Source organism: Nonomuraea sp. B5E05 (genome assembly GCF_039880665.1).
Classification (GTDB): domain Bacteria; phylum Actinomycetota; class Actinomycetes; order Streptosporangiales; family Streptosporangiaceae; genus Nonomuraea.
This window is the reverse complement of record NZ_JBDPMJ010000003.1, coordinates 138,230-152,293: the sequence shown is the minus strand read 5'-3', so window position 1 is coordinate 152,293 and position 14,064 is coordinate 138,230. Positions and strand designations below refer to the sequence as shown.

Genomic DNA, 14,064 nt, shown 5'->3' with positions numbered 1-14,064 from the left:
TCGCCGGGAGAACGGAGCGTGGACGATGAGCAGGTTCGTGCTGTTCGGCGCCGGTGGACGGGCCGGGACGCGGGTGGCGGCGGAGGCGGCCGGACGCGGGCATGAAGTAACGGCCGTAGTGCGGGATCCCGCCAAGTATCCGAATCTGCCGGGTGAGAACGTACGGGTGGTCGCCGGGGACGTCACCGACGCCGACCGGGTGGCGGCGCTGGCGGCGGGTCACGACGTGGCGATCCAGGTCACGGCCAGGCTGGACATGCCGTCGGAGGAGTTCTACACGGCGGCCTCGCACGCCCTGGTGGACGGGCTGGCGCGGGCCGGGGTGTCGCGCCTGGTCGCGCTGGGCATCGGCAGCCTGCTGGAGGTCTCACCCGGGGTCCGGCTCGTGGACACGCCCGGCTTCCCCGCCGACGCCCGCGCGTTCTCACTGGGGCACGCGGCGGAGCTGGCGGTGTTCGAGAAGTCGGCGCTGGACTGGGTGGTGCTGGCGCCGCCGCCGGTCTTCCTGGACGAGCGGGCGGCGAGGACGGGCCGTTACCGGATCGGGGGCGGGCAGGTGCCGGCGTCCGCCGAGGGCGAGCCCGCGTTCGCGTACGCCGACCTCGCGGCCGCCCTGGTGGACGAGGCCGAGACGCCCCGGCACCACCGCGCCCAGGTGGCCGTGTCGTACTGAGCCCGCCCGGGGCGGCGATCGCCGGGCGCACATGCCGGACGCCCGGCCTGATGAGGCCGGGCGTCCGAGGTGTGACTAGTGGCGGTGGCGGTGGCCGATGACCCGGACCCAGTCCGTGCCCTCGGCGCCGTCCAGCCACCTGGCGCCCTTGAAGACCGCGCGCCAGGTGCCCGACGTGCGAGCCGGCACCTTCGTGTGGAAGTAGCCGCTGCGGCTCGTCCTGACCGTCTCGACGTATTCCCACTTGCCGCTGCCCGCGGGCTGGAAGAGGATCGTGATCCGCTTCCAGGCCAGGCGGTGCCAGCGCTCGGAGCTCTTGCAGTGGTCGGCGTGGTGCACCGAGACGAGACCGCTGATGTAGTCCTTGTCGCACTCGACGGAGAGCTTGCCCTCAAGGGTGATGGGGCGGCCCCGCCAGGCGGGCTCCGGGTTCGCGTCGAACTTCAGGCTCGTGTGCCCGCCCGCGACCGGGTCGATGCCCGGGTCGGCGAGCGCGGGCGAGGCGGCGGTGGCCACCATCGTCGCGCCCAGGGCGGCCGCCGCCAGGCCGGCGGCGAGACGTCGCATCTTCACAATCGGAATTCCTTCCCCGTCTGAAACGCACCCCGGGACGGGGTACGTCATTGGCCAATGACGCGTAAGGGTAAAGAAAAGTTGCGACGCAGTTGATCACGATTCTGCAACAGCGGTTTAGGCCCTGCGCGGATTTATTTATGTTTGCAGCACTATTGCGTGATTTGTTGGGCTTTGGAGATGTCTGCTGCGTAGTGTCCTGTTCCGGGATAGCGGACGCGCCAGAATCCCCCGGTACGGCCCGAGACCGTCGTGGCGAACGAACCGGCGGCGTCCGTACGCACCTCCCCGATGCGCTCCCAGTCCGAGGATTCGTCGGCGCGCCAGAGGATTTCCAGCGTCTGCCTGGCGAACGGCCCGTAATCGGTGAGACCGCGCGGATCGACCCTGGTCAGCGAGCCCCGCAGCCGTACCTTTCCGCCCGCCGTCCCGTCCACCCGCACGGAGGCGAGCTTCGTGTCACGCCTGAACTGGAACGACTCGTACTCGGTGACCGTCGTGCCGCCCCGGCCCGTCGCGGTGGCGGCGATCGTCCAGGTGCCCGTGGGGTAGTAGCGGTTCAGCCTCTTGTCGGGCAGGAAACGCCAGGTCTCCCAGCCCTCGGCCGCCGAGGCCGATGTGGCGGGCGAGCCCACCCGCCACGCCATCATCGGCGGGAGATCCGCGGCGGGCTCGTCGCCGGAGGCGAGCCGCGGGGCCGCGGAGACCTTCGGCGACGGCGTGGCCACCTGCGTGTCCTGGGCCGGGGTCTTCGAGCTGAGCGCCGGGGCCGGCGGGGAGCCGGGTTCCACCTTGACGGAGACGCCGTGCTTGCCCCGTGTCCCCCGGGCGATCACGTCGATCACCAGGCGGACGGAGCCCTTCGGCCCGACCACGGGCTCCGCTGGACGTACGGTGATGGATCGGATGGCGAGCTCGGTCGCGGCGGAGGTCGCGGGCGCGGGCGCCATGAGCGACCCCGCTGTGAGCGATCCCGCCGCGAGCGAGACGAGAAGAAGGCTTCTGGTCATGAGCGAGACGGTAGGAACCCGACAGTCATGACCAGGACCACAACACACGCCCCGATTGGCAAAACCGCTCCGAGCGGCCGTCCGCCGGGCGCGCCCGGCGGGCGCGTGCCCCCGCCCGCTCAGCGGGGACCGGTGTAGAGCCCTTCGATGACATCGGCGTACTTCTGGTGCACGACGCGCCGCTTGAGCTTGAGGCTCGGGGTGAGCTCCTCGGTCTCGGCGGTCCACTCGACCCCGAGCAGGGCCCACTTCTTCACCTGCTGCACCTGCGCGAGCTTGGTGTTGGCGGCCTCGACCGCGGCCTCCACCTCCTTGAGCACCTCGGGATGCCCGGCCAGCTCGGCGAGCGAGGAGAACGTGATGCCGCGCGCCCGCGCCCATCCCGGCGCGACCTCGCCGTCGAGGGTCAGCACCGCCACCGGGTGCGGGCGGTTGTCGCCGTAGGCGAGGGCCTGGCCGATGAGCGCGTGCTCCTTGAGATGGCTCTCGATCGCCGCCGGGGAGATGTTCTCGCCGCCCGCGGTGATGATCAGCTCCTTCTTGCGGTCGACGACCCGGTAGAAGCCGTCGTCGTCGACCGTGCCGATGTCGCCGGTGTACAGCCAGCCGCCGTCGTCGACGAGCTCGGCGGTGGCCTCCAGGCGGTTGAGGTAGCCGCCGGTGTTGAGCGGGCTGCGGGTGAGGATCTCGCCGTCCTCGGCGATGCGGATCTCGACGCCGGGCTCGGCCCTGCCGACGCTGCCCAGGCGGTAGCAGTCGGGGCTGTTGCCGGTGAACGCGCCGGTCGTCTCCGTCATGCCGTACACGTCGATGACCTTGAGGCCGAGCCCGGCGTAGAAGCGCTGCACCTCGGCGGGCAGGGGCGCGGCGCCGGTGGCGGTCCACACGGCGCGGTCGAACCCGATCATGCCGCGGATGACCGACAGGAGGGAGGCGTCGGCCTGGTCGTAGGCGGACTGGATCTCGGGGGTGACGGTGTGGCCGTACTGGCCGGCCTCGATGTAGGCGACGCCGGCCTTCATGGCCGCGCGCACGGCCGCCTGCTGCTCCTCCGGCTGGGTGGCGAGCACGGCTGACAGGCGGGCCATCATCTTCTCCCACACCCGGGGCACCCCGAAGAACATCATCGGCCTGACCTGCCCCAGCGTGCCGCCCAGGTTGGCCAGGTCGGTGCAGAAGTAGACGTGGGAGGCCTTGACCAGCGGCAGGTAGAGGCTGAGCACCCGCTCGGCGATGTGCGCGTAGGTCAGATAGGAGATCTGGGTGCCCTCGGTGGGCAGCGAGGCCATCCGGTCGGTGGAGGCGACCTCGTAGAAGATGTTCGTGTGCGTCAGGGGCACGCCCTTGGGCATGCCGGTGGTGCCGGAGGTGTACAGCACGGTGGCCACGTCGTCGGGGGTGACCGCGCGCCAGCGCGTCCCGATGTGGCCGGGGTCGGCGGCCAGGCGTTCGCGGCCGAGCCGGAGGAAGTCCGTCCACGCCAGGAAACGCTCGCCGTCGGGCGCCCCTTCCAGCATGATGATCGTGCGCAGGCCGTCGAGCCGGTCGAGCACGGGCTGCCAGCGGGCCAGTTCGGCCGGTCCGCCGAGCACCGCGTATTTCGCCCCGACGTCGCCGGCCACGAAGGCGATCTGGTCGGGCGCGAACGTCGAGTAGACCGTGCAGCCGGCGCCGCCCGCGTGCACCACGCCCAGGTCGGCGAGCACGTGCTCGCTGCGGTTGACCATCATGAGCGCCACGGTGTCGCCGGGCTGGAGCCCGAGCGCGGCGAATCCGGCGGCGATCTCCAGGACCCGCTCCCTGGCCTGCGCGTAGGTCAGCGTGCGCCAGCCGTCGCCGTCGGGATCGGAGTAGGCGGGTGCGTCGGGGTGCTGCTCGGCGGCCTGAGCGAGCTGCCGGCAGACGGTCATGCCGGCGATCTGCCGCTGGATCTCCGCCCGCACGTCGAGGACTTCGGCCATGGCGCGCGCCTCCCGTCAGTATTCACTTGCATGAATGGCATGCATCGCACCACACCACCGGGGTAGCGGCAAGAGCTCGCGGGGAAACACCCGCGTCCCTCACCTGGAGCGATGCTTCGGTTACGTTCGGTGCTGTGGGAGGGGGCTGCGCATGACCGGCGGCGGCAGGACGTTCTTCGGGCATCCGTGGGGCCTGGCCACGCTGTTCGGCACCGAGATGTGGGAGCGGTTCAGCTGGTACGGCCTGCGTGCGATCCTGGCCACGTTCCTGGCCGCATCGCCCGCTCACCAGGGCCTCGGCATGTCTCCCGTGACCGCCCAGGCGGTCGTGGGCGTCTACGGGGCGCTCATCTACCTGGTGGCCCTGCCCGGCGGGTGGATCGCCGACCGCATCCTTGGGGCGCGCAGGTCGGTGTTCTGGGGCGGGTTCGTCATCATGCTGGGGCACATCAGCATGGCGATCCCGGTGACGTCGGCGTTCTTCGTCTGGCTCGGCCTGCTGCTCATCATCTCCGGCACCGGCCTGCTCAAGCCGAACATCTCCGTCATGGTCGGCCGCCTCTACGCCGACAGCGACGACGCGCGCCGCGACGCGGCGTTCTCGTTGTTCTACTTCGGCATCAACCTGGGCGCCTTCTTCGCGCCCCTCGTCGTCGGCTGGCTGGCCGCGGGCGACCGCTGGCACCTCGGTTTCAGCGCCGCCGCGGTCGGCATGGCGTTCGGCCTCATCCAGTACGTCTGGGGCGGCAAGGCCCTCAGAGGCGTGGGCGAGCAGCCGGGCCTTCGCCTGTCGCCGGGGGAACGCCGGAGGTTCGGCCGCCTGCTCGCCCTGGCGGTGGGCGCGACGGCGGCCCTGCTGGCCGGGTGGGCGGCGACCGGCACGTTCACGGTCGACCGCTTCACCGTGGTGGTCACGGTGATCATCCTGCTCGTGCCCGTCGCGTACTTCGGCTACATCCTGCTGGGCAGCCACAATCTCACGCAGGACGAGCGGATCCGGATGAAGGCGTACATCTGGCTGTTCGTGGCCGCGGCCATCTTCTGGATGATCTTCGATCTGGCGCCCAGCAAGCTGCTCTTCTTCGCCCAGGACCACACCGAGCTGTCGCTGTTCGGGATCCCGATCCAGCCGGCCACGACGCAGTCGTTCAACCCCCTCTTCATCATGATCTTCGCGCCGCTGTTCGCGGCGTTGTGGCTGCGGCTGGGCACGCGGGTGAGCACCCCGCAGAAGTTCGGCTTCGCGCTGGTCATGGTGGGGGCGAGCTTCGTCGTCATGGCGGTCGCGGCGGCGGTGGCCGGGGCGGGCAGGGTGTCGGTGTGGTGGCTGGTGCTGGTCTACCTGATCCAGGTGTTCGGCGAGCTGTCGCTGAGCCCGGTCGGGCTGTCGGTGACGGCGAAGCTGGCCCCGGAGGCGTTCAAGGGGCAGATGCTCGGCGTCTGGTTCATCGCGGTGTCGGTGGGCGACGCGGTCGGCGGGCAGACGGGGCGGCTCACCGCGGTGCTGTCCGACCCGATGTACTACCTGGTGCTGGCGCTGGCGGCGATCGTGGCGGGACTCGCGCTGTTCATGTTCACCCGGCGGCTGCGGGTGATGATGGCCGAGCATCATGAGCCCGCCATGCGGTAGACACTTGCAACGTGTCCGAGATTCTCGACCTGGCAGGCATCTTCGTCTTCGCGTTGACGGGGGCGTTGATGGGGGTGCGCAAACGGCTCGACGTGGTCGGGATGGCGATGCTCGCGGAGATCACCGCCCTGGGCGGGGGCGTCGTACGCGACCTGATCCTCAATGTCCGGCCCGCCGCCTTCCAGAGCGTCGGCTACGTGCTGGTGCCGCTGGTGGCGACGGCGATCGTCTTCTACTGGCATCCGCACGTCACGAAGGTGATGCCGGTCATCCTGGTGCTGGACGCGGCGGGGCTCGGCCTGTTCTGCTCGGTCGGCACGGCCAAGGCCATGGAGTACGGCCTCAGCCCTCTGCACGCCACCGTGCTGGGGATCACCACGGCCGTGGGCGGCGGCATGCTGCGCGACGTGCTGGCCGGGCAGATCCCGACGCTGCTCTACGACCGGCAGCTCTACGCCGTGCCCGCCCTGGTGGGGTCGGCGACGATGGCCGCGCTGTCCTCCTACGGCCTGCACGGCTGGCCTGTGACGCTGGCGGCGGCCGTGCTGGCGTTCGGCCTGCGCATCGTGGCGATGCGCCGCAAGTGGCAGGCGCCGCTGGCCCGTGGGGCCGGCGAGTGAGCGCCTTCTACACCATCGCGATGAGGGACTCGGGCGGGCGGGAGCCGCCGGCGGCGCCGTGGTCGCGGGCGGCGCGGATCCGGACGAGCGCGTCCTCCAAGATCGGGGGCGACTGGGTGTACGGCAGCCGCAGGTAACCCTCGAGCGTCCCTTCCAGGCCGAACCAGGGGCCGGGCGCGAGGCGTACGCCGTGGCAGGCCGCCGCCTCCGCGAGCGGGGTGGAGCCGCCCCGGTCGAGGCGCACCCAGAGCGTGCCCCCGCCGCACGGCACGGTGAACGTCCACTCCGGCAGGTGCTCGCGCAGCCCGGACACCAGCGCGTCGCGGGAGGCGCGCAGCGTGCGGCGGCGCTCGGCCCGCGTCTCCTCCAGCCGGTCGAACAGGCGCGCCACCGCGAGCTGCTCCATCACGGGGCTGGCGATGTCCACGGCGGAGCGGGACGTGGCCAGCCGCCGGGCCAGCGCGGCCGTGGCGCGGATCCAGCCGATGCGCAGCCCGCCCCACCACAGCTTCGACGCGGAGCCGATGCTGATCACGCGGTTGTCGGTGTCGAACGAGCCCATCGGCGACGTGCGCGGCACCTCGTCCAGCGCCAGTTCCGACCAGGTCTCGTCCACCAGCAGCAGCGTGTCCACGCGCCGGGCGGCGCCCACGACGGCGGCGCGGGTGGCGTCGTCCATGAGGGCGCCCGTCGGGTTCTGGAAGTCGGGCATGAGGTAGGCGAGGCGACCGGCCGACTGGCGCATGGCGCAGGTCAGCAGGTCCTCCTGCCAGCCTTCGTGAGTGATCCCGACAGGGACGATCCTGGCGCCTGCGCGGCGGGCCGCGTCGATGGCGTGCGGGTACGTGGGCGACTCCACGATCACGGCGTCACCGCGGCCGACGAGCAGCCCGGTCACGAGCTGGATGGCGTGCTGGGAGCCGGTGGTGACGACGATCTGCTCGGGCCTGGTCGCCAGGCCTCTCGCGGTGTAGGCGGCGGCGATGCGCTCCCTGAGCACCGGCAGACCCATGGGGTCGTAGCCGATGCCCATACCGTACCTCGGCAGGTCTTCCAGCGCCTCCGCCATGGCCTCGCGCAGCGCCGTGGGCGCGGGCGGGGCGGCGGTCTGGAGCTGGATCAGGCCGTCGCCGTCGGTGCCGAGCCACGGGTTGTCCGCGGTGGTGGCCGGATCGGGCAGGGCCGTCCAGCTGCCCGAGCCCTGGCGGCTCTCCAGGTAGCCTTGTTCGCGCAGCAGGTCGTAGGCGGCGGTCACGGTGGTGCGGCTGACCTTGAGGGTCTCGGCGAGGTGGCGCTCGGCGGGCATGCGGACCCGCACGGCGAGCCGGCCGTCCATGATCAGGGCCCGCACGCCGGCGGCCAGCGCACGGTAATACGGCCGCGCGGCCGGATCGATCGTGAGGAGCCTGGCGGCCTGCGGGGCGGACACATATCGCATAAGGCCACTTTTCGTTATTGGTTCTGTTTTGGCAAGCGGGTGCCCTGCCATTCTGGGTCCACTATGAGCGATACGACCGCCCCCCGAGTGGCGTCCCTGCCCGCCCGCCTGCTCCGCCTCTACGGCGGGCTCGCCCTCTACGGGACCGGCATCGGGCTCCAGGTGGAGTCCGGCCTGGGCAACGGCCCCTGGGACGTCTTCCACCAGGGCCTGGCCTTCAAGACCGGGATGACCATCGGCACCGTCATCATCATCGTCGGCGCCCTGGTCATGCTGCTGTGGATCCCGCTGAAGCAGAAGCCGGGCCTCGGGACCATCAGCAACGTGGTGTTCGTGGGATTGTTCGCCGACGCGTCGATCCACCTGCTGCCCACCCCGGGGCACCTCGCGGTGCAGGCGTCGTACATCGTGCTCGCGGTGGTCTCCATCGCCCTGGCCACGGGGCTGTACATCGGAGCGGGGATGGGGGCGGGTCCGCGCGACGGCGTCATGACCGGGCTGATGCGGCTCGGCCTGTCCGTACGGCTCGGCCGTTTCCTCATCGAGGTCACCGTGCTGGCCGCCGGGTGGCTGCTCGGCGGCACCGTGGGCGTGGGAACGCTGGTGTTCGCGCTGGCCATCGGGCCGATGACGCAGCTGTTCACCCGCTGGTTCCCGCTGACGTGATCCCGTGGCCGGCCCGGGCATGACGCGACATGACCCGGCCCGGTCACGCAATCACCCGGACGGCATGAAGCCGGTCCACCGCGGACGGTTCCGGTAGCGTCTAGGCATGCGGATCGAGGATTATGCCCTGATCGGAGACATGCAGTCGGCCGCGCTGGTGGCCAGGGACGGCTCCATCGACTGGTTGTGCCTGCCCAGATTCGACTCGCCGGCGTCTTTCGCGGCGCTGCTGGGCAGCGAGCGCAACGGCCACTGGTGGCTCGGCCCCACCGGCAGGAAACCGGCCACCAGACGCCGTTACCGTCCCGACACGCTCATCCTGGAGAGCGAGTGGGACACCCCGACGGGCACCGTCCGCGTGATCGACTTCATGCCTCCCCGCGACAAGAACCCCGACGTCGTACGCATCGTCGAGGGCGTGTCCGGCACCGTGGAGATGTCCACGGTGGTCAGGGTGCGTTTCGACTACGGCAGGATCGTCCCGTGGGTGCGCAGGACCGACGGTCACCTGCAGGCCGTCGGCGGTCCTGACTCCGTGTGGCTGCACGCCCCCGTGCCGCTGAAGGGCGGCGACTACGCCCACCGGGCGACGTTCACCGTCGAGGAGGGCCAGCGGTTGCCGTTCGTGTTCACCTGGCACCCCTCACACGAGCCGATGCCGCCGCAGATCGCGTGCGAGGAACAACTCGCCGAGAGTGAGACGTTCTGGGCGGAATGGGTGACGCGGTGCGCCTACGACGGCCCCTACCGCGAGGCCGTGACGCGGTCGCTGATCACGTTGAAGGCGCTCACCTACGCGCCGACGGGCGGCATCGTCGCCGCGCCCACCACGTCGCTGCCCGAGGACCTCGGCGGGGTACGCAACTGGGACTACCGCTTCTGCTGGCTGCGCGACGCGACGCTGACCCTCGACGCGCTCATCTCGTCCGGCTACCTGGAAGAGGCCGCCGACTGGCGTGCCTGGCTGCTGCGCGCCATCGCCGGGCGACCGCAGGACCTGCAGATCATGTACGGCGTCGCGGGCGAGCGGCGGCTGCCCGAGCTGCGCCTCGACTGGCTCGACGGCTACGAGGACTCCCGCCCCGTGCGCATCGGCAACGAGGCGGTCAAGCAGCTGCAGCTCGACGTGTACGGCGAGGTGATGAACTCCCTGTTCGTCGCGCGCGAGCGCGGCCTGTCCCCCGACGACCGGGCGTGGGCCATCCAGCGGCAGCTGCTCGACTACGTGACCGAGCACTGGGACGAGCCCGACGAGGGGTTGTGGGAGGTGCGCGGGCCGCGCCGGCACTTCGTGCACTCCAAGGTGATGTGCTGGGTGGCGCTCGACCGGGCCGTCAAGTACGTCGAGCGGTTCGGCCGTACGGGTCCCGTGGAGAAGTGGCGGGCCCTGCGCGACGACATTCACGCCGAGATCTGCGAGAAGGGCTTCGACGAGACGCGCAACACCTTCACCCAGTCGTACGGGTCGGTGGAGCTCGACGCGGCCCTGCTGATGCTGCCGATGGTCGGGTTCCTGCCGATCGACGACCCGCGCATGGCGGGCACGGTGGCGGCGATCGAGAAGGAGCTCATGTCCGAGGGCTTCGTGCTGCGTTACCCGCTGGCCGACGACAACGACGTCGACGGTCTGCCCGGCGGCGAGGGCGCTTTCCTGGCCTGCAGTTTCTGGCTGGTGGAGGTGATGGCGATGCAGGGCAGGAAAGACGAGGCGAAGAACCTGTTCGAGCGCCTGCTGACGCTCCGCAACGACGTGGGCCTGCTCGCGGAGGAGTACGACCCCCGCTACCACCGCCTGGTGGGCAACTTCCCTCAGGCGTTCAGCCACGTGCCTCTGGTCCACGCCGCCCGCGCCCTGGCATAGGCGCCCGGGGCCCGCCCCGTGCTGCGCCGGCCGCACGGAGGCGCGCCGCCCGACCGGCCTTCGCGACGGTTAAGGGCCGGTCAGGCGGCGCTCGCCGGCGGTGGTGATGACGTACACCTGCCAGTTGTAGTACACGTAGTAGTTCCGCGGATCGCGCTTGATCTGGCGGGCGTGCAGGAGGATGGCGTTCACGTACGCCTGCGACGGGTTGTAGGCGTGCAGCGCCCGCTGATAGTCGCGCGGCGCGCCGCTGGCCTTGAGGTAGTTGGCCGCGGCCATCACGGCGTCGCGCGGGTCGTGCACGTCGCCGCCCATCCCGTAGGCCTTCCAGGTCGCCGGCATGAACTGCATCGGCCCCTGGGCGCCCACGTGGCTGGCCGACTTCACCCGGCCGAACTTCGTCTCCGAGAGCATCACCGCCGCCAGCACCTCCCACTCCACCCCGAACCGGCGCTCGGCCTTCTTGAAGTACGTGAGCAGTTCGGCGGCCGGGCGGGCCGGCTGGACCTTGAACGGCGTCGACGGCTTGATCGGGTGGGCCAGGGCCAGGAGCTCGCGGATGGCGCGCGTGTTGTCCTTGGCCTGGGCGGCAAGGCCCTTCGGCAGGCGGGCGAACGCCTGGGAGGCGAGCTTGGGATGGCGGGCGGCGTAGCGGTACATGCGCTGGTGGTGGAGGGCCAGGAGCTCGACGTCCTCCGGCGGCTCGCCCTTCTTGCCCTTCCAGGCGTCGATGGCGTCGTTGAGCGCGGAGGTGGTCTCCTTCAGGGCTGAGGCGAGCTTCGCGGCGTTCGCGGGGATCTTCTCGTCGGGCTCGGGGAGCGTCCGGCTCGGCGTGGGTGTCGCGGAGCTGGTCGGGGCCGCCAGCGGCTGGCGCGCGGGGGCGTTCGCCACGGGCGCCGGGTTTCCGCAGGCCGCCGTCCCGGCGAGGGCCACGGCCGCCAGCGCGGCGAGCGCGCGACCCCGGCCGGTGAGTCGTGGGTGCTTCTGGCGTTCCTCCATGGGCCGCCAACCTACCCGGTTCCGGCCCGGGCGCACCGGCCGCGCGAGCGATCCGGCATACGAGGTGTCGCCGGCGAACAGCACCCCGTGCTCCGGCAGGTGGAGGGCGATGCTGCCGTCAGTCGTTTTCGAGCGCCGATTCTTCGTTCGATGGCCTTTATGGCCATATCGTGTGGATCGTTCAAACAGATCGAGCGAAGGGGCGGGATGCCAGAGATACGCCCGCTCCGGCCGGACGATCCGCAGCACATCGGCGGCTACCGGCTGCTCGGCGTGCTCGGCACCGGCGGGCAGGGAGTGGTCTACCGGGGCGCCGGCGACCCGGGGCCTGACGTCGCCATCAAGGTACTGCACAGCCACCTGAGCCACGACGGCGGCGCCACCGCCGACTTCATGCGGGAGGTGGAGGCGGCGCGGCGGGTGGCCGCGTTCTGCACGGCAGCGGTGCTGGACGTCGGCATGCTGGGCGATCGGCCGTACATCGTGAGCGAGTACGTCCCCGGCGACACGCTGCAGGCGGTCGTCCGCTCCCACGGGCCGCGCGCCGGCGGGGCGCTCGACCGGCTCGCGATCTCCACGCTGACCGCGCTGACGGCCATCCACCAGGCCGGGATCGTACACCGGGACTTCAAGCCGGGCAACGTCCTGATGGGCCCCGACGGGCCGATCGTCATCGACTTCGGGATCGCCAAGGCACTCGACGCCTCGACGCACACGTCCGGGCTGGTCGGGACTCCTGCGTACATGTCGCCCGAGCAGTTCGGGACCGAGCGGGTGGGGCCGGCGTCGGACGTGTTCAGCTGGGCGGGCACGATCGTGTTCGCGGCCACGGGACGCACGCCCTTCGCGGGCACGACGGTGGCCGCCGTCGTGAACAGCGTGATCAACGGCGTGCCGGATCTTTCTGGAGTGCCGGGGCACCTGCTGCCGCTGATCGAGACGTGCCTGTCCAAGGACCCCGCCTCCCGGCCCACCCCCACCGACCTGCTGCAGGACATCATCCGGCGGACGAACCCCGGGGGCGGGCCGCACCTCACGACGCCAGGCCCACGAGAAGGACGGTCGCCGATCAAGGCGGCGCCCCCCTCCCCGGGCGACAGTGTGCCGCCCCCGCCGCGCTACGGGCCGGCGGGCGTGCCGGGCCATGGGGTGGCGGACGGGCGTGGGCGCCCGCCCGAGGTGGACACCGCGCCGCACCGGACCAGGCCGCTCAGCCGCCGGGTCGTGATCGGCGGGGTGGCCGCTGCGGCCGCGGCAGGGGTGTCCGCGTTCGCCGTGTTACGGCCCGACCGCGCCTTCCTCGATCCCGGCCGCACACCGCTCCCGCCAGGCAGCGAGCACACGAGCCGTCCCGGCCAGGAGGTCTCCTCGTCCGCCTCCCCGCGAGCGACCGGCACCGGCGCCGGCACCCCGGCACCCACACCGGCCGCCTCGGCCGAGCCGTTCGGCACGCCGGTGAGGGGCCCCGTGCCGCTGCCCTCGAAGTCCGGCGATCCGGTTTCCATGGCCGCCTCGGAGACGACGATCGTGTGCGCCACCACAACGGGCCGCGTACTCGCCTGGGACGTGCACGCGGCGGGCGACGGCGCGGCGGCGGTCACCGCGCTCGGTAACGGCGGAGGCACGGCCACCTCGGTGGCCGCCGGCCGGGTGGGCGACCGGCCGGTGGTGGCCTCCGGGCACGCCGACGGCAGGATGCGGCTGTGGACCCTGACGGGCGAGAGCCTGGCCGACCACCGGGCCGGCGACCCGGTCATCGCGGTCACGATCACACGCGGGGGCGCAAGCGGGGGCACGGACGGGGGCAGAGCGATCGCCGTGTCGCAGAAGTACGACCTCGTCAAAGACCTGTACAGCGTCGTACGGCTGTGGGACATCGCCACCGGCAAGCAGATCGGCCCGGCGATCAGCGACCACTTCCAGGGCGTCCACGGCCTGGCTTTCGGCCGGCTCGGCACCGACGACGTGCTCGTCACGGGGGACGGCCGCGGGCGCGTCCGGGTGTGGCGCCTGTCGACGGGAAAGCCGCGGCACTCGTTCGGCATGGGCAGGTACAGCGGGATCCAGTTGCTGGCCTGCGGCGAGATCGAGGGCCGGCCGGTGGTCGTCTCGACGCACGACAACGCCACCCTCCGCGTGCACGACCTGATGACGGGCAAGCGCAGGAAGATGTGGAACTTCAGCGGCAGAAGCCCCGATGACCGGGGCACCACCGCGCTCGTGGCCGGGCGGCTCGGCGGCCTCCCCATCGCGGCCGTGACCCACGCTCCCGTGGGCGGTGAGGTCATCGTCCGGATCTGGGACCTCGACGAGGCCCGGGTCATCGGCGCGCTGCGTCCCGCGGACGGCGGCGCCGTCCACGCCCTCACCCTGGCCGAGCTCGACGGCAGGCCGGTGATCGCGGGTGCGGGCGAGTACGGGAAGGCGCAGGTCTGGAGTCTCGGCCCGGCCTGACTCGCCCCGGTCACGACCGACATGACGGCCGGGGTGGACCGCCGTCCGCGCGGTTCTCGCACCTCAAGGACGGGGTTGCGCCGTATGCGTGATATGTGATGGTGTGCCGCTCCTGAGGCCTGGCGGACGGCGACGGGCCTGCCCGGGGCCGGCCGCCTCCTTCGACTCAAGGAGGCTTT

General features: G+C 71.5%; 11 protein-coding genes. 6 read left to right on the top strand and 5 right to left on the bottom strand.

The genetic code is table 11. The annotated features are described in order from the left end of the window. Positions 1–25 precede the first annotated feature (25 nt). Positions 26–673: an NAD(P)H-binding protein gene (locus tag ABGB01_RS07095; protein WP_347771494.1), complete on the top strand. Its 648-nt coding sequence runs from the start codon at positions 26–28 to the stop codon at positions 671–673. Between the two features lie 75 nt (positions 674–748). Here the strand turns inward: ABGB01_RS07095 and ABGB01_RS07090 are convergent, their stop codons facing one another. The 3 genes from ABGB01_RS07090 to ABGB01_RS07080 form a co-directional block, all read right to left on the bottom strand. Further along, positions 749–1,246: a hypothetical protein gene (locus ABGB01_RS07090; protein WP_347771492.1), complete on the bottom strand. Its 498-nt coding sequence runs from the start codon at positions 1,244–1,246 to the stop codon at positions 749–751. 152 nt (positions 1,247–1,398) lie between these two features. After that, positions 1,399–2,256 (bottom strand): hypothetical protein, encoded by an 858-nt coding sequence (locus ABGB01_RS07085; protein ID WP_347771490.1) that lies wholly within the window; start codon positions 2,254–2,256, stop codon positions 1,399–1,401. 119 nt (positions 2,257–2,375) lie between these two features. Further along, on the bottom strand, positions 2,376–4,217 hold the full coding sequence (locus tag ABGB01_RS07080) for an AMP-dependent synthetase/ligase (protein ID WP_347771488.1): 1,842 nt from the start codon (positions 4,215–4,217) through the stop codon (positions 2,376–2,378). Between the two features lie 151 nt (positions 4,218–4,368). Between ABGB01_RS07080 and ABGB01_RS07075 the strand changes: the two genes are divergently transcribed. After that, positions 4,369–5,847 (top strand): oligopeptide:H+ symporter, encoded by a 1,479-nt coding sequence (locus tag ABGB01_RS07075; RefSeq protein ID WP_347771486.1) that lies wholly within the window; start codon positions 4,369–4,371, stop codon positions 5,845–5,847. 11 nt (positions 5,848–5,858) lie between these two features. After that, the gene (locus tag ABGB01_RS07070; RefSeq protein WP_347771484.1) at positions 5,859–6,467 is read left to right on the top strand and encodes a trimeric intracellular cation channel family protein; all 609 of its coding nucleotides are present in this window, start codon (positions 5,859–5,861) and stop codon (positions 6,465–6,467) included. A 7-nt stretch (positions 6,468–6,474) separates the two neighbouring features. Here the strand turns inward: ABGB01_RS07070 and ABGB01_RS07065 are convergent, their stop codons facing one another. Beyond that, positions 6,475–7,905, bottom strand: coding sequence for a PLP-dependent aminotransferase family protein (locus ABGB01_RS07065; RefSeq protein WP_347771482.1), 1,431 nt, complete (start codon positions 7,903–7,905; stop codon positions 6,475–6,477). Between the two features lie 63 nt (positions 7,906–7,968). Between ABGB01_RS07065 and ABGB01_RS07060 the strand changes: the two genes are divergently transcribed. After that, a complete protein-coding gene (locus ABGB01_RS07060; RefSeq protein ID WP_347771480.1) occupies positions 7,969–8,571 on the top strand; it encodes a hypothetical protein in 603 nt (200 codons plus the stop codon). Between the two features lie 106 nt (positions 8,572–8,677). Further along, positions 8,678–10,432, top strand: coding sequence for a glycoside hydrolase family 15 protein (locus ABGB01_RS07055; RefSeq protein WP_347771478.1), 1,755 nt, complete (start codon positions 8,678–8,680; stop codon positions 10,430–10,432). A gap of 69 nt (positions 10,433–10,501) precedes the next feature. On the opposite strand, the gene ABGB01_RS07050 is transcribed toward ABGB01_RS07055, so the two are convergent. Beyond that, a complete protein-coding gene (locus ABGB01_RS07050) occupies positions 10,502–11,431 on the bottom strand; it encodes a lytic transglycosylase domain-containing protein (protein ID WP_347771476.1) in 930 nt (309 codons plus the stop codon). A gap of 207 nt (positions 11,432–11,638) precedes the next feature. Here ABGB01_RS07050 and ABGB01_RS07045 point away from each other — a divergent pair, with 207 nt between their 5' ends. After that, positions 11,639–13,885, top strand: a complete 2,247-nt coding sequence (locus ABGB01_RS07045) for a protein kinase (RefSeq protein WP_347771474.1) — start codon at positions 11,639–11,641, stop codon at positions 13,883–13,885. Positions 13,886–14,064: the final 179 nt, after the last annotated feature.